A 22,801-nucleotide genomic window follows, 5' to 3' on the forward strand; every position below is an offset into this window, starting at 1 on the left:
TATCATATTAACCGCTTTTTTGATTTGCAGCCAACTAGGTTCTGCTCAAACCATCACACAAACAACCGACACGTTTTTTGTATTCAATAAAATTGCCGGTGAGCAGGTTACTGATTTTACTGTTGATAATCTCGGTAACCTGTATGTTGTAAGCAACACCGGGCAAATAAAGAAAATGGGCCCCGCGGGTGATTCCATTGCTGTGTTCAACAATATACGTCAATACGGTAAACTGTATTTGATAGATGTTACCAATCCATTACGGGTATTGCTCTTCTATCGCGACTTTGGTACCATCGTTGTTTTGGACCGGTTTTTGAACACACGGGCAACAATAGATCTTCGAAAACAACAATTGTTTCAGGTAAATGCCATTGGGCAGAGTTATGATAATAATATTTGGGTATATGATGAGTTGGAAAGCAAGTTGAAACGGGTTGGTGAAGATGGCCGGGTTTTAGATCAGTCAACCGATTTCAGGTTGATCGTTGATACAGCGCCATCGCCCCAGTTTTTAGTCGATCAAAACCGGTTAGTGTATCTATACGATTCATTGAAAGGTGTTTATCTTCTAGATTATTATGGCGGGTTTAAAAACCGCATACAGCTAAAGGGCTGGACCGACTTCACTGTTATTGGGAATGCGATGTTTGGCCGGGATGCCAATATGTTGTATCGTTATGAACCCGGTACATTGAACCTGCAAAACTACCCAATTCCCGTAGCCATGCGGGATGCACAAAAAATAAAGATCACACCCGGTAACCTGTATGTGTTGCGTAACACCCGGTTAGAAGTGTTTTCCTATAGATGATCGCTTTTCATAAGATTATAATTTTTTATAGAAGTATACTTTTTTAAAGTTTTTAACTTTGAAAAAGTAAAAAGCAACTGAATTATTTAGAATGGGATTTTTAGATTATATCTTTCTTGACAACACTATAAGAAGCTACCTTATAGTAGCAGGGACCTTGTTACTGATCTTTCTTTTGAAACGTTATTTATCGCGTTATGTAGCCGGGTTATTATTTTTAATAATAAAGCGTGTAGTGCGTGGCGTTGATAAAAAAACGTTTGTAAAACTGGTTGTTTCGCCGCTCGAAGTTTTTTTGCTTGTACTGGCAAGTTTGATCTCGTTAGACAAACTGACTTTCCCCAAATTATTGAATGTTGATATTTACAAGGCCAATGTGCATGAGTTTGTTGATGCCATTTCTGTTATAGTACTCATCATTGTATTCATATGGTTATTGTTGCGCATCATGGATTTTGTGACCATGATATTGCATCACCGCGCCGATCAAACAGCCGATCCTGCCGATAACCAGCTCATCGTTTTCTTTAAAGATTTCTTTAAAGTAGTGCTGGTGATCTTTGGCATATTGCTGATCCTGAAATTTGCCTTTCATTACAACATCAGCAACCTGTTAACCGGGCTTAGTATTGCTACTGCCGCCATTGCCCTGGCTACCCGCGAAAGTTTAGAGAACCTCATTGCTTCTTTTATAATCTTTTTCGACCGGCCTTTTACAATGGGCGATCAGGTAAAAGTGCATGATATAACAGGTACCGTGGAGAAGATCGGATTGCGCAGCACCCGTATTCGTACCGATCAAAAAACATATGTTTCTGTTCCCAACAAACAAATGGTTGACAGTATACTTGATAATCTTTCACTGCGTACACAACGCCGGGCCTTTGTGCAATTGAAGCTGCATGCCGAAACGCCGCATGCTTCGGTAAATCAATTTGTGCAACGGGTAAAGAATAACATTAGCCAACGCAAAGACCAGGTTGAAGCAACTACAGTGTTCCTTTCTGATATTCTCGAAAATGCGTTTGTTATACATGTCGAATTCTTCTCGGCGCCTATTCCTGTGGCCGATTTCAACGACTTGCGTCAGCAGGTAAATCTTTCACTGATCAATTTGATGGAGGAAATGAACATCAGGCTGGCTACTAAAGAAGAAACTGGTGTAAAGGCTTGATTTAGACTAAATAGTTTTAAATTTAAACCTATTTACAATTGAAATAGTATAGATTATTCTTAATTCAATGACTTTTACATTTAAAGTGATGGCCATTATTTTAAATGTAGTATGCATCAAATTAAAAGTAATAAATATTACTTTTAATTGAGTACCCATTACATTGAAAATAATTCAGTTTATTTTCAATGTAAAACCCTTCTAATTGAAAGTAATTATCAATCTTTTTATTTGGAAGCCTGAGTACCTGCTTCTGCTTTTTTCAATGTAAAGCGGCTTTGTTTAAAACCCGGTTCTTCAGAAGGGATTTCGATTGTCATTTTATCAACCTGCAACGTATGCACTTTTAAAAGCATAGTGCGGTAGGCCTTGGTATTGCTATCGAAACTGGTTAAAACAAGGGTTTGATTTCCGGCGCCAAGGGAGTAGGTGCCTTTGAACTGGGCGCTGTTATTGGCCATGCCGCTCCAGATAAACGATTTGTCTTTATTAAGCAACAATCTAAAACGTATAGCAGAGGCTGTTGTAAGTACTTTTTTTAATTCCTGGCGCATACGTATACTGTCTTCCCGTAATATTCCCTGAACTTTATTTTTATACTTGAAATTATCTACCATAAACCTAAAACTGGCGAGGGTATCCTGAAAGTCGAGCAGGCGGTCGGCTGTTTCCCAACGAACAACTAACCAGTTGCCGGTAAGGGAGCTTTCAGTAACAGTTTGTGTATGAGCGTTATACTGACAAATCAGGAAAAGAGCTATGGATAGATATTTCCACATAGGAGGGTAATTGTTATATGGAATTTACAGATTTTTTGAGAACATGAAATAAAACTTTGCCTAAACATTGAGTAATCATTACATGGTAATTTTTACTACTACAATGCGGCTTTTATTTCAAGCAAAAATCCCTTCAGTGATTGCAGCGATTGAATCATTTCAAAATGCGCCGAGGCTTTTGAATTCTTCTTCAAAAATTCTTTTGCTCCTTCGATGGTAAGTTTTCTGCGACGCAACAGGTCGTAGATCAATTCAAGATTTTTTATATCTATTGGTCTGAAATGGCGATCGCCTTTACGGTTTTTGCGGGGCTGAATGATATCAAATTCATTCTCCCAAAAACGCAGTAACGACTGATTTACGCCAAACATATCGGCAACTTCGCCAATTGAATAGTACTGGCGTTGAAACAGTGTTTCATCTTCCGGAATGTTTACCAGGTCGGCTTCGGCATCGAGGGCTTTGAGTGATTTGCGGCCGCGGGTTGATTTTTTGGCTGGCGTTGAAACCGGGCTTTCGGCTTCGTTAACGGCAGGTTCTTCTGCATTGGGTTGAACCGGTTCGGGAACAGGTTTTAATGCCTTAACACGTACCCCTACAGAGGCTTCATTTTCCGATGAAGCGGAGGCGTCACTGAATTCAAAAGTAATTTGGGAGTACTTGCTATTATCCATAATCCAATTGATAACCTGATAAAATTGGTAAAGCTATCAAATATCGTGCAGTAAAGATACAGAGGCCAAAAACCGCTACTTTAAAGAACTTATTAACCTTTGTTAAATTATGTGGAAAACCTATTGTTTTATTGCTTAAAACACAGGCTGTTGGGGCTTTTCGTGGCTGGAAAAAAGTTCATAAAAAGGGGCTTTAAATGCGGTCAACCCTTTAATTTTTAGTAAATTTGCAGGATTAATTTTTTATAAACTGCAAGAGCATTCCACACGAATCTATGGCTACAGAAACTACGGAAATCCCTATCACTGCCAATAACGGTTACGGAGCAGATAGCATTCAGGTTTTAGAAGGTTTGGAAGCAGTACGTAAGCGTCCTGCGATGTACATCGGCGACATTGGTGAAAAAGGTTTGCATCACCTTGTTTACGAGGTAGTAGATAACTCCATTGACGAAGCTTTGGCCGGATGGTGTAAGAACATTGTGGTTACTATCCACGAAGACAATTCTATCTCTGTTGACGATGATGGCCGCGGTATTCCCACCGGTATCAACAGCAAGGAGAAGAAAAGCGCGTTGGAAATGGTAATGACAATCCTGCACGCTGGTGGTAAATTCGATAAAAACACCTACAAAGTATCCGGCGGTTTGCACGGGGTGGGTGTAAGTTGCGTTAACGCATTAAGTACCAAGCTGCACGTTACCGTACAACGCGAAGGCAAGATCTTCGAGCAGGAATATAACATTGGTATACCACAATATGAGGTGCGCGAAATAGGTGCCAGTGAAAAAACCGGTACCCTTGTACACTTTTGGCCCGATACTACCATTTTCACTGTTAGTGTATATAAAAAGGATATTCTTGAGGCGCGTTTGCGTGAGCTGGCATATCTGAACCGTGGTATCCGCATCACATTGAACGATCTTCGCGAAAAAGATGAGAACGGTACTTATACCAAAACATTTTACAGCGAAGGCGGTATCATCGAGTTTGTTGAAATGCTTGATAAGAATGCCGGCCGTACTGCTTTAATTCCCAACATCATTAATGTAGAAGGAAGAGATGAAAATACCAATGTTGCGGTTGAAGTAGCGCTTACTTATAATGATAGTTATAATGAACATATCTATTCGTATGTTAATAACATCAATACTATTGAAGGCGGTACACACGTAGCTGGTTTTCGCAGGGCATTAACCCGGGTATTCAAAAGTTATGGCGATCGCCAGAACCTGTTTGAAAAAGCCAAGGTTGAAATTGAAGGTGATGATTTTCGGGAAGGGTTAAGCGCAATTATTTCCGTGAAGGTTCCCGAGCCGCAGTTTGAAGGACAAACAAAAACAAAACTCGGTAACAGTGAAGTAAGCGGTGTTGTTGATTCAACTGTTTCCAGAGTGCTTGAAGCATTCCTTGAAGAAAATCCAAAGGAAGCAAAGAATATCATTTCTAAAGTAATATTAGCTGCACAGGCAAGGGCCGCTGCACGTAAAGCCCGTGAACTGGTACAACGTAAATCGGTATTGACCGGTGGTGGTTTGCCTGGTAAACTGGCCGACTGTAGTGATCGTGATCCTGAGCGTTGCGAGTTGTTCCTGGTTGAGGGTGACTCGGCCGGTGGTACTGCCAAACAAGGCCGTGAGCGCGCTTTTCAGGCCATTCTTCCACTGCGTGGTAAGATCCTGAACGTAGAGAAAGCTATGGAGCACAAGATCTATGAGAATGAGGAAATTCGAAATATGTATACAGCGCTTGGTGTAACAGTTGGTACACCTGAAGATCCTAAAGCGCTGAACCTGGTGAAACTTCGCTACCACAAGCTCATTATCATGACCGATGCCGATGTGGATGGAAGCCACATTGCCACACTGATACTTACTTTCATTTATCGTTATATGAAAGAAATGGTTGAGCAGGGTTATGTATACATTGCACAACCGCCATTATACCTGGTTAAAAAAGGTAAAGAATCGGCATATGCATGGAATGAAGAACAACGCAAAGCACTGGTTGAAAAACTGGGTGGCGGTAAAGAAGAAAGCGTTGGCATTCAGCGATACAAAGGTTTGGGTGAAATGAACGCGGAACAATTATGGGAAACAACCATGAATCCTGAAACCCGCACTTTGAAAAAAGTTACTATTGAAAGCGCTGCTGAAGCAGATCGCATCTTTAGTATGTTGATGGGAGATGAAGTTGCTCCTCGTCGTGAATTCATAGAAAGTCATGCAAAGTATGCACGACTAGATGTATAAATATAATTTGCGAATTAGCTAATTTGATAATGTGCTAATGAAAACGAATAATGATTTTCATTAGCACATTTCTTTTTTAGCTGTGTGAATAATAAAATTGCATTTATTTAGTTAATTGGTCGATGTTCAAACTGAATATCGATTGTGTTATTATCACATTAGTTAGAATATAATATTCGCACATTGGAAATTCGTATATTTAAACACTTATTTAGTGTTATTGGCTAAGATTTTGTAAGAGTTGTTGTCATCTTTTTTATTATACTAACCACGTAAATGAACCAATTATGTCAGAAATTACACTCACCGCATACAACGTGAAAACAAAAGAAAAGGGCGTTCCTATTCAAGATGCGGTTATTACCAAAACTGCAAAAGGTGCATACATGGCCCAGGGTCATGATGGTAAAGGAAATAAATTAACCACTTTGTTGGGCGAAGAAAAAGCACTGGCTGCTATTAAAGCTGGTGTTGCAAAACAAGGCTGGGAGTAAATAAAAAAGGCGTCCCGATAATATCGAGACGCCTTTTTTATTTTATACGGACTAACTCTAAATAAAGCTCAGGTGTTCATACTGGCTGCCTAATATCTTTTTGTCATCTGCCCCCAGCCATTTATTCAGTATAGTTGCATATACGTTTTTAAAATCTACTTTGTATTTAAGGTCGCCTTCCTGTAAGTCTGCTAAATCGGGCATCGCATTTAACACACCTTTTTGTTGCAATCCACCACTTATTAAGAACATATTATTTGCAGTGCCGTGATCGGTTCCACCACTGGCGTTTTGTGATACGCGACGGCCAAATTCTGAAAAGCTCATCAACAGCACATCCTGAAAACGATTATTGCTTTTAAGATCTTTCACAAATGCATTGATGGCATCATTCATTTCAGTGAACAATCTTTTTTGTTGTCCTTCCTGCCCCACGTGCGTATCAAAACTACCTAATGATACATAATATACTTTCGTGTTTATATCTGAAAAAATAAGGCTGGCAATAGTCTTAAAGCTATTACCCAAATCGGTTTTAGGATACTCTGTACTACTTGGGTGTAAGCGGCTTTGTTTGAAAATATAATCGGCACTGCTTACAGTTTCGGCCATTGTTTTGTATAAATAGTCAACCGGTTTTTCTTCACCACCTGTTGTATGATTGGCAGCTACTTCTTTAAAATATTTTTCATTGCTTGAAGTATACAGGCGGCGTGGATCTTTCATGGCCAGTGCTTTTGCATGTTCGCCTTTTAGCGCCAGGCTTAATACATCATCTATTTCCAATGCCTGTGTTGGTTTATCGCAACCTGAACATTGTGCATCGAGGTAGCGGCCAAGCCAGCCGGTATATACATACTCATTGCTATTGCTGGCGCTGTGCCATATGTCCATGCTTCTGAAATGCGATCTGTCGGGGTTCGGGTAACCCACACTGTTTAGTATACCCAGGCTGCCATCGCTATACAGGTCTTTAAGACCGGTAAGGGCAGGGTGTAAGCCAACTTCATCTGTTACCAGCAGTGCCTGCTCTTTGGTAATACCCAGCCGTGGCCGCAATTTGTAATATATATCATTGCGAACCGGTATTACGGTATTCAATCCGTCGTTACCGCCGCTTAATTGTAAAACAACCACTACTTTGTTGCCTTGCGGCACCAATGTGGGTTTTTCAAATGCTTTTAAAAATTTCGGCAGCATCATTGATGCAGTTGCCAGCGAGCCTATTTGAAGGAATTCTTTTCTTTTTATAAGCATAAAATAAGTTCTTGGTTTTTACTTCAAATTCAAAATTCAACATTCAGTATTCGGTATTAACAAAGCTGATATTCCGGTGTGCTCATCAATTGAATCGTCGCTGTTTTGATAAACGATTCCCTGCTGGATGAATCTATATACTTGTTGAGTATTTTTTCATTTACCGGTTCACCGCCCTGTATCAAAATGCCTGCAATGGAAATAAGCAATTTCTCGCGTGGAACTTTCTCAAACTTTTTTAAATAGGTTTCCCAGTCAACAGCAGCAGATATGATCTGTCCGCCTTTTTTACTCATTCGTTCTTTTTTCTTTCCTGTATCTCTCATTCCCATCATTTGGTCGTCATCGTCTTTGGGGCTAAGGGCTACTTCATCATTATCATATATCAGTTGTGGTATACGCAGGCGGAACATTAAGGAAGAACTATCGATCCAGTTTTTACCTCCGGGCCAACCGGCAACATTTGGCGGATAAAATAGTAATTGACCCAGCAATCTTTGTAACAGCAATTGCACCTGTTCGTTTTCAAGCTTCATGGGTAATGCGCGGCGAATACCAACGATAAGTTCAACAGGCGATTTAATTCTGCAGCCAATGTTTTTGGCATCGTAGAACCAGTCGCTGGTGAAAATATCTTTCATCAATTCTTTGATGTCATATTTGCTTTGGTAAAAGCGGTCGGCCAGCCACGTTACCTGTACTTCATCGGGCACATCGTTTACAAAGTAGCGGTATATTTTGCGGGTGATGTAGGCGGCGGTTTGTTTGTGCTCCAATAAAATGTTCAGCACATCATCGCCATTGAAGTTGCCTGTTTTGCCAAGTACGGTCTTTTTACCATCATCGTGTTGGTTTCTTCTAAAGGTAAATTCACCACTAATATTAGCGCCCCAGCCGGTAAAGGCCCGGGCTGCTTCTTTAATATCATTTTCGGTATAGTTACCCCTGCCCATGGTGAATAGCTCCATTACTTCGCGGGCAAAGTTTTCGTTGGGATGGCCTTTTTTATTTTGATTATTGTTTAGGAAGTTGATCATGGCCGCACTCTTACTTACTTCGCGCAGCAGATCGCCAAAATTACCTAATGCGTTTTGCCGAATAACATCGAGCAGTTGCTGCTGGTAAAGAATATTAAGGTTGCGGCTGGCAAAATGCCCGTGCCAGAAGAGAGACATTTTTTCGCGTATCTGCTGCTCGCTGTTCACCATTTCGTTAAGCCAGGTGATGTTGAGGTTTTTTATGTCTTCGCGGCTTTGCTGGCGAAGCCGGCGGCGCTCCATTTCGTCGAGATCGCGTTTTTTTGTGCTTGCTTCCTGTACACCCATAACCAAACCTTTGAGGGCGTTGTCGGCAACATCAATCATTTGGGGGCCTTTGACAGAGGCTTTAAACAGCGAATTAACGTAGGATTTATGCGAGGCGTTTGACAGCTGGTTGTATTCTTCGGCCATTGGGCCAAAGCCGGCACGCCATAGCAGGTGTTGATTTTTCAACTGGGGTGTTACAGTCATTTCATGGAGGTTTTGCCTGTGACCAGCTCGGATGTTAAAAGTTTAACGAATTATATTAAATTAATAAGAACATGATTAGGCCTGCCCATAGTGGGCCATTAGTGCTTAAAAGTTGCAGGTTTTTGCGGTCGAAATGCAAAGAGGCCGTCGTTGCCGACAGCCTCCATGCGATGTTTTTAGTATTATACTTTATTAAATGATAAACCTGAATCCTACATAGAACAAAGATTCGTCATTCTGGGCTACACCTGCTGAAAATAATTCCTCTTTTTGGATTTGAGTAGTGGAACTGGAAATGGTTTTACTTTTCAGAAAACCTACGTTGAACAGCGAATTAAACCCGCTTTCGATCTGGAATTTTTTACTAACGCCAAAGGAAACACCGGGTGTTAAGCCGAGCGCTGTGCTCCAACCTTTTGTTTTAGCTGTTGATCTACTATAGTAGTCATATTGTTGTGTAGCTGTGCCTCTTATGACTGTATAGGAAACCTCACCTTCTCCGAATACATACAGGCGGTTTACTATAGGTACATACCCACGAATAAACACACCGCCGCCATAATTTTTATTATCAACATCAACCTTGTTGTTATAAGTGGAAGCATAATCGCTGTTTTGCGTTTGCTTCAAATAATTGATTCGAACACCTGCTACCAGGTTTTCTTTTATGGCCACACCTATAGCAGGAGAGAAGATAAACGTTTTGCTTTTTGTGGTCTGTTGCCATGTATTTGCTTTTGCCTTGCTGTAACCAATGCTGCCACCTAGCAAAACTGCATCTTTTTTGATCTGTGCCTGGGGTGATAACATACAGGTTAGGGCAAGTAGCGAAAATAAAAATTTCAATTTCATTATATTTCAGTTTTTGGTTTGGTTAATGGGGTTATGCTTTTTTGTTCAGTAAGAAACGAACTCCAAGCGTGAATGAAGAAAGCTTATCCAGATTTACATTTGCATTAAAAGATTTCGCCTTCGAATTGCCGGGATTACCAGCATTAGTTCCGGAATTAAATGCTTTTGCTCTTTCATACGAGATATTAAATAGAGAAGCTAATCCTGCTTCAAGTTGTATGTTTTGCGTAATTCCATATGCGATGCCCGGGGTCAATGCAACGCTGGTTGCCCAGCCCTTCGATTCATATGAGTAATTTCCGCTGGTGCCCCAATCATATTTTCCTGATGCTTTAGTATGGTTAAAACTGAGCCTGCCTTCGCCAAAAATGTACAACTGTTTATATACTGGCATATAACGGCGCACAAATACACCGCCGCCGTAGGATCTTGATTTATTTTCTAGAAGATAGTCGTCATTTTCACGGTAGTCATTAACGTAGGCGGCAAAAACGCCCAATACCAGATTCTCCTTTATGGCCATGCCAACTGAAGGTGTAATACTTGTTCGTTTTAATTCCTCCTCTGGCAGTGATGGATAGAGTTTACCTTTGATTTTGCCATAGGAAAAGTTGCTGCCAATCCAGGTTGATCCTTTGTTGATCTGTGCATAAGAAGTGGTGAGCAATGTACAGACAAAAACAACAGAAAATAACAATTTCAGTTTCATAACAATTTGTTTTATGATTTCTGTACTATGTGCTCTACGCTTTTTTATTGATCAGGAAACGAAACCCGATAAATACCTGTGAGCTGTTGTCGAGGAAGAGCCCGGTATTGAATGTTTTGTTTTCAATTTCAGAGATTCCCTGGGTTTGCGTTCTTTTTTGATACCTGGTGCTAAAAAGGTTATTAAGCCCTGTTTCAATTTGAATTTTATCTGTAACGGCAAACGCCAGGCCGGGAGTGGCGCTGATACCAGCATCAAAACCTTTGATCTTTGTTTCGGGACTGTTACTTTTGTCTGTGTATTTATACGAATTATAGAAAACCCTTGCGTCACCGAATAAATATAACCGGTTTACAACCGGAATATAATTTCTAATAAAAAGTCCGCCGCCAACGAGTTCCTCTTTTTTAGTAGTGATACTGGTGTTGGTGCTACTAATCTTGGTTTTATTAGTACTGTAATTAACAAAAACTCCTAAAATGAGATTTTCTTTTACAGCTGTACCTACAGCCGGACTAAAGTTAAAACCCGTTTGTTTGGTTTTGGATGTGGTTTCTGATTCGCTGTTGGTTTGGCTGTATCCAACCTGGCCGCCCAGCCATGTTGCGCCTTTGTTGATCTGTGCCTGTGATGTTACCGCTAAAGTGCAAACAAAAAGAAGAGAAAGTAGAAATCTTTGTTTCATATATTTTGGTTTTTGGTTGCCGCAAATATGAAAAACAAAAAAGGAAGTATACACACTGTATACTTCCTTTAGCAAAGTTTTATGTTAAGTTTAAACAAATGATCAAAACATCATATGCACCAATTAGTTGATCTGTTTGGCGCCGAAATAACTGTGCAGTACAGCCGGTAATTCAATGCCATTCTCATTTTGATGGTTCTCGAGTAAACAGGCAACTATTCTTGGTAAGGCAAGTGAACTGCCATTCAATGAATGCACCAGCTGGTTTTTACCATTGGCATCTTTGAACCGTACTTTCATGCGGTTGGTTTGGTATGCTTCGAAGTTTGATACAGAACTTACTTCGAGCCATTTTTGCTGGGCCGCGCTGTATACTTCAAAATCATAAGTGAGGGCCGATGCAAATCCCATATCTCCACCGCATAATTTCAGAATGCGGTAAGGAAGTTCCAATGTTTTCAACAGCTTTTCAACATGGGCCACCATATCTTCCAGTACATCGTAGCTTTTATCGGGGTGAACAAGCTGAACTATTTCAACTTTATCGAACTGATGCAAACGGTTAAGGCCACGTACGTCTTTGCCATAGCTGCCGGCCTCACGGCGGAAGCAGGGCGTATATGCCGTCATCTTAACAGGTAGTTCGTTTTCTTTCAGCAACTCATCGCGGTAAATATTCGTTACCGGAACTTCGGCTGTTGGTATCAGGTAAAAATTGTCTTCGGTAACAAAATACATTTGTCCTTCCTTATCGGGTAACTGGCCGGTACCAAAGGCTGATGCTTCATTCACCATATGCGGCGGAATTACTTCAGTATAACCGGCATTGGTATTAAAATCGAGGAAGTACTGAATAAGCGCCCGTTGTAATTTGGCACCTTTGCCAATATACACGGGAAAACCGCTACCGGTTATTTTATTGCCCAGTTCAAAATCTATGAGGTTGTATTTTTTTGTGAGGTCCCAATGTGGTACGGCGCCGGCATGCAGGGCTGGCTTTTTACCACCTTCGCGAATGGTTACATTATCCTCAGGTGTTTTGCCGGGGGGCACTTTATCAGATGGCAGGTTGGGCAGTTTTACGATCTGCTCCTGTAGTTTCTTTTCGGTTTCTGCCAGTTGATCGGCTATTGGTTGTAAAGCTGATTTTAAAGTAGCCACCTCTTGTTTTGCGGTATCGGCTGCTTCTTTCTGGCCTTTGGCCATCAACTGCCCGATTTCCTTGGATGCTGCATTTACTTTTGACTGGGTTGTATCAAATTCAAGCTGCAACTTTTTACGGGCATCGTCCAGGGATATAAGCTCATCTACCAATGCAATATCCCCGAAATTTTTTAAAGCCAGTCTTTCCTTTACCAGCGCTGTGTTTTGTCGAATAAATGCGATCTGTAACATGTGAAAATCAGGTTTGCGGCAAAGATAAGTTAATGTGCTAATTAGCTAATGTGATAATTCGATAATGAAATACAGGCGCGCGACTGTTCGGCAGGCCGCGCAGGGGCATTATCACATTAGCTAATTATCGAATTATCACATTCTGCTATCTTTGCGGTATGCAAGCAAATGACGATTTACAAAGCCGCTGGTGGAAGCTGGAAGAAAAGCTGATTGAGCGCTTTGGCAAGAAACCAGATATGGAAACCATTTTATTTTTAATAGGTATTCAGGAATTTGGGGATATAAAAGCCAAATTCACCAAAGAGCAAAAGCAGGACCTGATGCATATTGCTACCTGTTCGCTACTGGCGCAAAGCGGGTATTACGAACTGGAAGGAGTAGATGAAGAAGGGTGGCCGCACTTCAGACAGCTAAAAAGCCTGCCGGTAATGAACCTGCACGAGCAGGAGAACTTTTTAAAAGACCATATTCTGTTGTATTTTGACCAACAGGAATTTTAGCACAATGTGATAATTTGCTAATGTGCTAATGTGATAATAGGGCTCGCTATTAGGCCGGGTTTCCGGGTATACGCAAACCTTAAATTGTTCGTTTTATTTAGTATTGCCGCCGAACGGCTGTATTTCATTATCACATTAGCAAATTATCACATTATCACATTTGTCATTAAACACACTATGAATAAACTATTACTTCTACTCACTGCTGTAGTACTTATCTCTGCCTATCGAACAAACCCGCCTTACCAGGTTAAAAAAGGTGATCTTAACAAAGATATTGAGCTGGTGACCAGCAAAGGCACTATGGTCATCAGGTTATCCGATAGTACTCCCAAACACCGCGACAACTTTATAAAACTTGTTAACCAGCATTATTACGATGGGTTATTGTTTCACCGGGTTATGAGCCAGTTTATGGTTCAGGCCGGCGACCCAAAAAGTAAAACCGCCAAACCCGGCGAAGCGTTGGGGGCGGGTAACCCGGGCTACACCATTCCGGCAGAAATGCGTCCTTATTTATTTCATAAAAAAGGCGCCCTGGCGGCAGCCCGTACCCCCGATGAAGTTAACCCCACCCGCGAAAGCAATGGCAGCCAGTTTTACATTGTGCAGGGAAGGGTATATGATGATGCAGACCTTAACCAGATAGAGGCCCGGCTAAACGGCTATAAGATACCGGCAGCCCATCGCGAAGTATATAAGACCGTTGGTGGCTCTCCTTCACTCGATCAGAAGTATACGATCTTTGGCGAGGTTATAAAAGGCGTAGAGGTCATAGATAGTATAGCTGCCGTAGCAGTTGGTGACCGCAACCGCCCTGTTCAGGATGTTAAGATCATAAAAGCCAGCCTTATTAAAAGGCAATAATGTAATAATTACGAGAAGCAGGGATTAAGAAAACCGGTCATAACTTAATTGTGCACTTTCAGCCTTTGAGCCCTTGTGACTAACATAAACTTTCTTAATCTTGCAGCATTAAATTTCAAAACATGAATTTTCCGGATAATCTTCGTTACACTAAAGATCATGAATGGATAAAGCTGGAGGGTAATATTGCAACTATTGGTATTACCGATTTTGCTCAACGCGAGCTGGGTGATATAGTGTATGTAGAAATTGAAACAGTGGGAAAGACCCTCACTGCAGAAGCCGTATTTGGTACAGTAGAAGCTGTTAAAACCGTTTCTGACCTGTATTTGCCCGTTGCCGGCACCATTAACGAGGTGAACCCCGAACTGGCCAATTCGCCTGAAGTGGTTAATACCGATCCTTATAACGAAGGCTGGATGGTTAAAATGACCGTTACCAACGTGGCCGACGTTGATGCTTTAATGGATGCTGCAGCTTATAAAAACCTGGTAGGCGCCTAAGAAATTAAAAAATCCGGTGCAAACGTTATTACGTAAATTGAAAGTGGTTTTAACAAACCACTTTTTTTTGTAACACGCCTCGTTCCGGGTAAACACATTGGGTACAACACTAACATATACCGAACAGGAGTTGGTGTCCCTGTTGCGTAACAGGGACAATAAAGCCTATGCCTATTTATACGATAATTATGCATCGGCTTTATACAGCATCATATTACAAGTAGTAAATGATACCGAATTGGCCAGTGACGTAATGCAGGAGGTATTTGTGAACATCTGGCGCAGGATAGAACAGTATGACCCTGCCAAGGGCCGTTTGTTTACCTGGATGATGAATATAGCCCGCAATGCCTCTATTGATACGCTTAGATCGCGGAGTTATCAAAACAGCCGCAAAAACCAATCAATACAAGACAACGTAGATACCTTACAGGTAAATGATGTAATACAGCCGGGGGTAGACACGATCGGTTTGCGTAAGGTGCTGGAAAAACTTAAAGAAGAGCAACGGATTTTGATAGAACTGGCTTATTTTAAAGGGTATACGCATGAGGAGATAGCCGAGCTGCAAAAAATGCCGCTGGGCACAGTGAAAACACGCATTCGTAATGCATTGATCCAATTACGGGGATTATTAAAGTGAATATACAGGAATACATATCAAGTGGCATAGTTGAAAGCTATGTGTTGGGGCTCGCTGATGAGGCGGAAAGAGCTGAATTTGAGCAAATGTGCTCACAATACGCCGAAGTAAGGGCCGCCCGCGACACCTTTGAGCTTTCACTTGAACAGCACGCTATGGCCGCTGCTGTTGCGCCACCTGCCCATATAAGGGAAACCGTGCTGCAACAGCTGGCAGCCGGCCCAAGTGTGCCTGTAAGTAAAACTGCTGCCCCCGTAGTGCAAATGCGGCCTGTAAAGCGTGGTGTATTACCGGGCGCCATGCGGTATGTGGCGGCCGCCTCCATTGTGTTGCTGATGGGCAGCATGGGGCTGAACGTGTATTACTTTAATCAATACCGCAGTTTTAGCCAACGCTACGACCAACTGGTGGCCGAGCAAACCCAACTGGCTAAAAATAATGGCATCATGCAAACGCGGCTCGATAATTACGAGCAAACCATGCAGGCTTTAAACAGCCCCTATATGGCGCAAATTAAAATGGAAGGAAAAGCTGTTGAAGCCAGTCCGTCACCAGATAGCAAGGCTACCGTTTTATGGGATACCCGCACTAAAGACGTTTACCTGATGGTAAATAGCCTGCCCGAGCCACAGGCCGGCATGCAATATCAATTATGGGCCATTGTTGACAACCAGCCCGTTGATGCCGGTATGCTAAACATGGAAAAAGGCCATATGATGGTCAAAATGAAAAATATTCCCCGTGCCCAGCTTTTTGCTATCACCCTCGAGCAGGAAGGAGGAAGTCCCACGCCTAAGGGCAAAATGTATGTTATGGGTAAGGTGTAGTAACCACTCATCTATAACTTGTTAACTCGTTAACCTTTCAACTTGTAAACTTTTTTATACTATCTTCCCATCACATATGATGCGTTTTGTTAAAAAGCTTTGTACCTGGAAGATCATTCCCTTTGCATGGACTGCCGTAACTATTTTCTTATTGTGTTTGCCGGGTTCTGCAATACCCAGCGCCGGTGTTTTTTCTACAGAAGGTATTGATAAGGTTGTACATGCCATATTGTTTGGTGGCATTGTATTGCTTTGGGCATTCAACCTGTATTTTCGTCGTGGTGATAAACAAAAATGGCAGCGTATTATTGTAATACTGACATTTTTCAGTGTGGGACTGGGAATTGGGTTAGAATTTCTACAACGGGATTATATCCCTAACCGCAGTTTTGATGGTAATGATATTATTGCCGATTCAATTGGTGCTGTACTGGCCGCTGTATACCATTTGTTTGTGAAAGTTAAATAGCAAATTAAATATTGGAGTTCAGTTAGTTATATAAAATAAAATAGCCCCTGTAGAAACAGGGGCCGTAACCAAAACTAACTGCTTATGAGAAAATTGACTGCTTTGTGTGAGTCGTTAAAAAAGAACTTTATTATATAACGCAAATCCAATGCCATTAGTATAGATAAGCCCGTTAAACTGCTATTAAAACCTTCGGGGCTAAATGGTAAAGAACTTTTGCGTATTAATTTCTAATGCAAAGGAACTACATACTTGCTATATTTCATTGCTCTGTTAATACTTTTTGTAAAACGTTAACATTCGCGTGTTTTTATGTGAGCTTATAAGCACCCTGTAACACGTAAAACTCCCATTGTATACCGAACGAACGTTAATTTAAAACCCTTTATAATCATTTAATTATAACTTCGGTAACATGCACCGTTATAACGGGGATTAGTATACTAATGTGAATTAATGAAAAATTAATGCAAACTTCTTAAGGGCGGTAAAATCAAGATGTTTTAGCGATTGGTCTCAGGGTGAATAGGTACTGTGGAACTATGTGAAACACTTGTCACGGTTGAGTTACAGCCATAACCAAATAAAAACGCCCCGGTCGGTCGGGGCGTTTTTATGCGTGTAATACTTTTTTACTTATTTATAGTACTTTATTATCAGTACAGGTTTATAGTACTTTTCTGCTAGCTCTGTTTAGCAAGCTTTTCAGCATTCTCAGCAAACTGTAATGCATCAATAAACTCCTGCACATTACCATTCATTACATCATCTAAATTATAAACGGTAAGGCCAATACGATGGTCGGTAATACGACCTTGGGGGTAGTTATATGTTCTGATCTTTGCACTACGATCGCCCGAACTTACAAGGCTCTTTCTATGTCTTGAAATTTCGTCTTCCTGTTTACGCACCTCTTCTTCATATAGTTTGGTACGCAGCATTTGCATGGCTTTTTCGCGGTTACCTAACTGGGTACGTTCTGTTTGGCACATAACCACCATACCGGTAGGAAGGTGGGTAAGAATTACTTTGGTTTCCACTTTGTTTACGTTCTGACCACCGGCTCCACCGCTTCGGGCTGTTTCCATTTTTACGTCGCTGTCCTTTACTTCCACGTCTACTTCTTCAGCCTCAGGCATTGCGGCTACCGTGGCGGCAGAAGTATGTACCCGGCCCGATGTTTCAGTATCCGGAACGCGTTGTACGCGGTGTACACCACTTTCAAACTTTAGGGTGCCATACACATCTTCCCCGGTTACTTCCAGCTGAACCTCTTTGTAACCTCCTACGGTTCCTTCCGATTCGCTTAAAACAGCTGTTTTCCAGCCTTTCTTTTCGCAATAGCGCAGGTACATCCGTAACAGGTCGCCGGCAAACAGGCTGGCCTCGTCGCCACCGGTACCAGCGCGGATCTCCAGGATGCAGTTCTTTTCGTCCTGCGGATCCTTGGGTATCAACAACTGGCGAATGTGGGCTTCCAGCTTTTCCTTGTTTTCCTCAAGGGCTGGTAGCTCTTCCTTTGCCAGTTCACGCAGTTCGGCATCATCGCCGCCCAGGGCTTCTCTATATACTTCCAGGTCGCCCAGAACCTTTTTATATTCCTCGTAAGCTTTTACGATCTTTTCCAGGCTGCGGTATTCCTGGCTCATGGTCCTGAACTTCCTGTTATTGCTAACAATTTCAGGATTGGTTAACGCAACCCCCAGGTCCTCAAACTTGGCTTTTATGGCTTCCAGTTTGTCTAACATAGTTTTGACTTAATTTTGAACGCGGAAAAGGCTTTTAACGGTTGCACCGGCGATGTTTCGCCATTGTGATCAACCCGGTACACCTGAACCGCTTTTTTCCGATCATTATAAACCTGCAAAGTTAATTGTTTCATCGCTTACATGAATTACAGAAAGTTCCAGGCCGATCATTTATTTACCGGTTATGAGTGGTTATCAAACAATTCCGTTTTAATTACCAGCGCAGAAGGTGAAATTGTGGATATTGTACCGGCCGAAACGGCCGGCGAGGGCATAAGTCGTTTTACCGGGATCTTAAGTCCTGGCTTTGTGAACTGCCACTGCCATCTTGAACTAAGCCATATGAAGGGCATAATTCCCGAAAAAACCGGTATGGTCGATTTTCTGGTAAAGGTGATCCAACAGCGTGGTTTTGATGCAGAAATAATTAAAAATGCCATAGAGGATGCAGAAAACAGCATGTTGCAAAACGGCATAGTAGCGGTTGGGGATATTTGTAATACACCCAATACGGTTGAACTGAAAAAAGCAGGGCGGTTGCTGTACCATAATTTTATTGAAACCATGGGTTTTATTGAGGGTACGGCTTTGCAGCGTTTTGAAGCCTCCAGAGCGGTTTATGACCAGTTTGCCCGTTTATACCGTAACCCGGCAGATTCCAACTCTATAGTGCCGCACGCACCCTATTCGGTTTCGGCGGCCCTGTTCCAGTTAATTACAAGGTTTCCCGGCAATCACCTGCTTACCATTCATAGCCAGGAAAGTGCGGCCGAAAGGGAATTTATTGAGAAAGGCGCCGGCGATTTTCACCGGTTGTACCAGGCATTGGGTATCGATATTTCTTTTTACAAACCAACCCAACAGCAGAGCCTGGCAGCCTGGTTGCCTAATTTTCTTCCCAACCAGTCATTAATACTTGTACACAACACAAATACCAATAGAGATGATCTGGAATACATTGCCCATTGCCCATTGCCAATTGCCAATTTATTCTTTTGTGTTTGTCCCAATGCCAACGAATACATAGGAAATCCATTACCAGATGTTGATCTGCTGCGTGCATACAAGGCAGCTATTGTTGTGGGCACCGATAGTTTGGCCTCAAATCGCCAGTTGAACATATTGGCCGAGTTGCAAACCCTTCGCCATCATTACCCCCATATTGAAATAAAAGAACTGCTGCAATGGGCTACATTGAATGGTGCCAAAGCGCTTGAACTCGATGATGTGATCGGTAGTTTTGAAATGGGAAAAACGCCGGGCGTGCTAGTCGTTAATGAAGATTTATCGAAAGTTGAGAGGTTGGTCTAAATGGGAAAAAGTTTCAGGTTTCAGGTTACAAGTTTCAGGGAGTCAATTAGGGATTGACAATTGGTATAGCAAAAGCCCTGCAACCTGTACCTTGTAACCTGCAACTGCCGATTTTATTAACAAAACATATAATCTACCCCAGTACTTCTTGTAACACGGGCAGCGTCTTCATTACGCCAAAATCCTGCACATGTAATGCATAATAGATTTGATATGCGTGTAGTAAGATGCGGCGGGTATCCTGGTTCAGTTTTATTTGGGTAAGCTCATGTGGCTGCATCACCTTCAGCAGTTGTGAAGTAATATAACTATAGGGGTACTGCAGGAAGTTAGGATGCACCGGATGCTCGTGAACAAATTCCCCCTCCTGCAGATCTAAATAGGGCGTTTCATCGGTGTATTTGTCGGTAAAACGAAAGCCAAAGAACGAAGCCAGGTGTAAGGAAAAGTATAATGCAAAATTACCCAATACCTGCTCTTCGGCCTTGTCAAGATGTGTGAACGCGTCTTCTGCAAAATAGAATAACTCGGGATTTGATTCGGGTTGTTTGAGTGTTTTGGATAACAGCTCAACCATAAACAACGCAACCGAATTCTTTACTACATCAAAAAAGATATTCTGGTATAAATAACTCCATCTGAACTCCCGCAAACGTTGCAGGTGATGCAATTCGTTATGATAGGCTACCAGGTCGAGAATAGCACCGGGTTGAAACAGGTTGGCCTTTCCGCTTCCTTTTTTTGAAGAAGACCGCACTCCATTCACTATATAAGATTGTATACCGAACAGCTCCGTGAAAATAGTGACGATCACGCTGGTTTCGCCATATTTTACGGTACGTAATACAATGCCTTTTGTGTTATGAAGTGTCATTTTTGAATGAATACAATTTTGGTGACCTGTTTTTCCTGGTGGTTTTCGTCGCTTATAAACACCAGGTATATGCCGGTTGATATAGTTTGGCCTTTATAATTTTTCCCATTCCAGATGGCCTGACTGCCCAGTGCCTTTGTTTGGTATACAAGGCGGCCATTCAATTCGGTGATCTTTACAATGGCATTATTGGCAACACCACGAATGGCAATAGAACCATTATAACCAGGCGGTACAGGATTAGGAAAAACCAATACGTCGCTTTGTGTTTCTTTTGTTTCGGTAGCTGTACTGCGAAATGAACAAATGCCTTTAGCTGTCGCAAAAAATACCTCACCGGTTTTTCCGTCAATAGCTATTTGCTTTACATCATTGTTCAATAACGCACTGTTGCTTTCGGTAAACCGGTAAATGGTTTTTTCGGCATCGGGGCTTATAAGCCATACGCCATTTTTTGTTCCTACCCATTTTCTATCGGCGCCATCAATGGCAATAGTTTGTACATCTTCATTGCTGAACAAATATCCGGCAAAATTATCCTGCTGCACTATGGGAAGAACCGCTTCGCACCCCTGGTTGGTAAAAACCTGGGTTGCGCATTGAATTACCCCAATGCCTTTGGCGGTGCCTACCCAAATAAAATTATTCTTATCTTTTGTTATACAACGAACCAGGTTATCGGGCAGATTACCGTTTCCTTTACCGCTACGATATAATTTCCATTGATCGTCACCGGGATTGTCGATCGATTGCCCGCTGTTAAAACAGGCCAGTCCGTTGTTTTTAGGTAGTATGATCCACTTTTGATTATTATCATCTATTACAATTTGCGAAACCCCTTGTTCGGTCAATGCAAACGGAATAATAAAAGAACGCCAGTTGCCATCGGCTTTTTTTACATGTATGGGATCCGGCGCGCCATAGTTGGCTACCCATAGGTTATTGTCTGCGTCAAAAGCGAGGCCGCTTACCCGGTAGCTGTTTGGGCTAAAATAGGCTGGTTGTATGGTGGAATTTTGTTTGAAGATAGTGATGCTGTTATCTTTTTTTATGTTGGCCAGCGCGCCCCCAAAAGAGCCAGCCCATACACTTTCATTGGTTGGGTCAATAGCAACGGATACCATATCGGGTAGTGAATCTAGTATAGGAAAGCGGACACCGTTATAATAACTCCAGGTATTATCGGTTAAGGAAAACAATCCGCTTCTATTATTAAGCGGTTCCCAGTTGGTGTTTACACTGCCTGCAGCCGCCCACAGGGTGTTGTGCATTATTTGCATGCTGCCGGTAATGGTCGATAATGGCGCATTGGGGGTTAACCGGTTAAAAACTGTACCACTGTAATTTGACAAACCTGCTAATGTATCGGCGATCCAGTATTCGTTTTGAAATTGAACGGCTTGTTTAGGAGCGCGTGTTAATTGCGCATCCTGAATGATTTTGTCAATGGAGCCGGTTGCTGTTAAGGCAACAATACGGCCGGTGTTATTATTGGATTCGCTTAACAGAATGGTATTATTAGATACCGTACAATTTTTGATACTATTGCCATCGCGGTAAAACAAATTCCAGCTGTTGCCCGATTGTAGCCACAGCGAATCATTTCTTAATGCCAGTATTTTGTTTTGGACCGATGCAAGCGATTGCACATTTCCAGCAGGCAGTCCATTGGTGCCTGAGATCAATTGCCAGTTGCGAAAATCGGCCAGGTTTGTATTGTTCAAAGGCGCTTTTTTAATGCCTTCTTCAGTTGCAGCATATAACCAGGCGCCATCACTTGTAATGGCGTTTACGTTGATCTTTGTACCGCCGGTGCCAATGATGTAAGTGTCTTTAATTTCATACTTAACGAGGTTGAGAACTACAATGCCTATACCTGTGGCCATAAACGCCAGTTGCTGGTTTATGAATATGGCATTAATGTTTTTATCACCTGCTATATTGGCATTTTTAAAAGCATTTATGTTAGTGATCTTGTCTTCAACCAACACGTCGATATTACTGTTGTTATAGCCAATTACAATACGATTGCCTGTTGGGTCGGCGGCAATAGCATTGATACCGGTTTCGGCAAGTCCATTGGTTTTGCTCCACCGTTCAATACTGTTATCGGCGGGGTCAACTGAAAACAAGCTGTAAGGTGTAACGGCCCAAATTTCATCAGCTGTGTGGGTAACGCCGGTTACCTGTTGGTAGGGTAAATGATCGCGCCATTGACCAATTGGTTGCAGTTGCGCCTGCAACGCGAACGGAAAAGCCAGTGCAAGGCTATAGAGGGCCAAAAACCGTTGAAGCATAGTTTTCAAAGGTAATTATATGTGGTTGAAATGGTAATATACAACTGGTGGGCCAATCTGCCGCCAGTTTACCCATCAAAGCACGTCAAATTGGCGAGGTGAATAAAATATGAGTTCATTAATACTAAACTGTGTTCAAAAACGTACTAAATGGCAGTTTTTT

The 22,801-nt window shown here is 41.9% G+C and carries 22 protein-coding genes; 11 read left to right on the forward strand and 11 right to left on the reverse strand.

Annotated features, from left to right (window positions below; all coding sequences use genetic code 11):
- The first annotated feature begins 19 nt into the window (after window positions 1–19).
- Both GGD38_RS24725 and GGD38_RS24730 read left to right on the forward strand, forming a co-directional pair.
- Window positions 20–814, forward strand: coding sequence for a hypothetical protein (locus GGD38_RS24725; protein WP_375296922.1), 795 nt, complete (start codon window positions 20–22; stop codon window positions 812–814).
- A 91-nt stretch (window positions 815–905) separates the two neighbouring features.
- On the forward strand, window positions 906–1,988 hold the full coding sequence (locus GGD38_RS24730; RefSeq protein WP_375296921.1) for a mechanosensitive ion channel family protein: 1,083 nt from the start codon (window positions 906–908) through the stop codon (window positions 1,986–1,988).
- A gap of 227 nt (window positions 1,989–2,215) precedes the next feature.
- Here GGD38_RS24730 and GGD38_RS24735 read toward each other — a convergent pair whose 3' ends face one another.
- Together GGD38_RS24735 and GGD38_RS24740 are read right to left on the reverse strand one after the other, a co-directional pair.
- Window positions 2,216–2,767, reverse strand: a complete 552-nt coding sequence (locus tag GGD38_RS24735) for a hypothetical protein (RefSeq protein ID WP_375296920.1) — start codon at window positions 2,765–2,767, stop codon at window positions 2,216–2,218.
- 98 nt (window positions 2,768–2,865) lie between these two features.
- Window positions 2,866–3,441, reverse strand: coding sequence for a MerR family transcriptional regulator (locus GGD38_RS24740; protein ID WP_375296919.1), 576 nt, complete (start codon window positions 3,439–3,441; stop codon window positions 2,866–2,868).
- Between the two features lie 275 nt (window positions 3,442–3,716).
- Here GGD38_RS24740 and gyrB point away from each other — a divergent pair, with 275 nt between their 5' ends.
- Together gyrB and GGD38_RS24750 are read left to right on the forward strand one after the other, a co-directional pair.
- Window positions 3,717–5,693: a DNA topoisomerase (ATP-hydrolyzing) subunit B gene (gene gyrB, locus GGD38_RS24745; RefSeq protein ID WP_375296918.1), complete on the forward strand. Its 1,977-nt coding sequence runs from the start codon at window positions 3,717–3,719 to the stop codon at window positions 5,691–5,693.
- A gap of 287 nt (window positions 5,694–5,980) precedes the next feature.
- Complete coding sequence (locus GGD38_RS24750) at window positions 5,981–6,187, forward strand: hypothetical protein (RefSeq protein WP_132554525.1); 207 nt, start codon at window positions 5,981–5,983, stop codon at window positions 6,185–6,187.
- Between the two features lie 57 nt (window positions 6,188–6,244).
- Here the strand turns inward: GGD38_RS24750 and GGD38_RS24755 are convergent, their stop codons facing one another.
- The 6 genes from GGD38_RS24755 to serS form a co-directional block, all read right to left on the reverse strand.
- Window positions 6,245–7,444, reverse strand: coding sequence for a DUF1501 domain-containing protein (locus GGD38_RS24755; protein WP_375296917.1), 1,200 nt, complete (start codon window positions 7,442–7,444; stop codon window positions 6,245–6,247).
- A gap of 56 nt (window positions 7,445–7,500) precedes the next feature.
- Window positions 7,501–8,955 (reverse strand): DUF1800 family protein, encoded by a 1,455-nt coding sequence (locus tag GGD38_RS24760; protein WP_375296916.1) that lies wholly within the window; start codon window positions 8,953–8,955, stop codon window positions 7,501–7,503.
- 192 nt (window positions 8,956–9,147) lie between these two features.
- The gene (locus GGD38_RS24765) at window positions 9,148–9,807 is read right to left on the reverse strand and encodes a hypothetical protein (RefSeq protein WP_375296915.1); all 660 of its coding nucleotides are present in this window, start codon (window positions 9,805–9,807) and stop codon (window positions 9,148–9,150) included.
- 31 nt (window positions 9,808–9,838) lie between these two features.
- Window positions 9,839–10,516: a hypothetical protein gene (locus GGD38_RS24770; protein WP_375303900.1), complete on the reverse strand. Its 678-nt coding sequence runs from the start codon at window positions 10,514–10,516 to the stop codon at window positions 9,839–9,841.
- A 34-nt stretch (window positions 10,517–10,550) separates the two neighbouring features.
- Window positions 10,551–11,201, reverse strand: a complete 651-nt coding sequence (locus GGD38_RS24775) for an outer membrane beta-barrel protein (RefSeq protein WP_375296913.1) — start codon at window positions 11,199–11,201, stop codon at window positions 10,551–10,553.
- Window positions 11,202–11,324: 123 nt separating this feature from the next.
- Window positions 11,325–12,596, reverse strand: a complete 1,272-nt coding sequence (gene serS / locus GGD38_RS24780) for a serine--tRNA ligase (protein WP_375296912.1) — start codon at window positions 12,594–12,596, stop codon at window positions 11,325–11,327.
- A 158-nt stretch (window positions 12,597–12,754) separates the two neighbouring features.
- On the opposite strand from serS, the gene GGD38_RS24785 reads away from it, so the two are divergent.
- The 6 genes from GGD38_RS24785 (at window position 12,755) to GGD38_RS24810 (ending at window position 16,408) form a co-directional block, all read left to right on the forward strand.
- Entirely contained in the window at window positions 12,755–13,099 is a 345-nt protein-coding gene (locus GGD38_RS24785) for a hypothetical protein (RefSeq protein ID WP_375296911.1), read from the forward strand.
- A 177-nt stretch (window positions 13,100–13,276) separates the two neighbouring features.
- On the forward strand, window positions 13,277–13,966 hold the full coding sequence (locus GGD38_RS24790) for a peptidylprolyl isomerase (RefSeq protein WP_375296910.1): 690 nt from the start codon (window positions 13,277–13,279) through the stop codon (window positions 13,964–13,966).
- 122 nt (window positions 13,967–14,088) lie between these two features.
- Window positions 14,089–14,469, forward strand: coding sequence for a glycine cleavage system protein GcvH (gene gcvH, locus GGD38_RS24795; RefSeq protein WP_375296909.1), 381 nt, complete (start codon window positions 14,089–14,091; stop codon window positions 14,467–14,469).
- A 97-nt stretch (window positions 14,470–14,566) separates the two neighbouring features.
- Complete coding sequence (locus GGD38_RS24800) at window positions 14,567–15,112, forward strand: RNA polymerase sigma factor (RefSeq protein WP_375296908.1); 546 nt, start codon at window positions 14,567–14,569, stop codon at window positions 15,110–15,112.
- Window positions 15,109–15,939, forward strand: a complete 831-nt coding sequence (locus GGD38_RS24805; protein ID WP_375296907.1) for an anti-sigma factor domain-containing protein — start codon at window positions 15,109–15,111, stop codon at window positions 15,937–15,939. Before GGD38_RS24800 ends, GGD38_RS24805 begins: the two co-directional genes overlap by 4 nt.
- A gap of 61 nt (window positions 15,940–16,000) precedes the next feature.
- The gene (locus tag GGD38_RS24810; protein ID WP_375303701.1) at window positions 16,001–16,408 is read left to right on the forward strand and encodes a VanZ family protein; all 408 of its coding nucleotides are present in this window, start codon (window positions 16,001–16,003) and stop codon (window positions 16,406–16,408) included.
- A gap of 683 nt (window positions 16,409–17,091) precedes the next feature.
- Here the strand turns inward: GGD38_RS24810 and prfA are convergent.
- The gene (gene prfA, locus GGD38_RS24815) at window positions 17,092–18,156 is read right to left on the reverse strand and encodes a peptide chain release factor 1 (protein WP_375296906.1); all 1,065 of its coding nucleotides are present in this window, start codon (window positions 18,154–18,156) and stop codon (window positions 17,092–17,094) included.
- A gap of 141 nt (window positions 18,157–18,297) precedes the next feature.
- Here prfA and GGD38_RS24820 point away from each other — a divergent pair, with 141 nt between their 5' ends.
- Entirely contained in the window at window positions 18,298–19,467 is a 1,170-nt protein-coding gene (locus tag GGD38_RS24820; protein WP_375296905.1) for an amidohydrolase family protein, read from the forward strand.
- Window positions 19,468–19,600: 133 nt separating this feature from the next.
- Here the strand turns inward: GGD38_RS24820 and recO are convergent, their stop codons facing one another.
- A complete protein-coding gene (recO, locus tag GGD38_RS24825; RefSeq protein WP_375296904.1) occupies window positions 19,601–20,341 on the reverse strand; it encodes a DNA repair protein RecO in 741 nt (246 codons plus the stop codon).
- Entirely contained in the window at window positions 20,338–22,638 is a 2,301-nt protein-coding gene (locus tag GGD38_RS24830) for a two-component regulator propeller domain-containing protein (RefSeq protein ID WP_375296903.1), read from the reverse strand. The genes recO and GGD38_RS24830 overlap by 4 nt, the downstream gene beginning before the upstream one ends.
- Window positions 22,639–22,801: the final 163 nt, after the last annotated feature.

This window comes from Niastella sp. OAS944, from assembly GCA_024809215.1.
Lineage (GTDB): Bacteria > Bacteroidota > Bacteroidia > Chitinophagales > Chitinophagaceae > Niastella.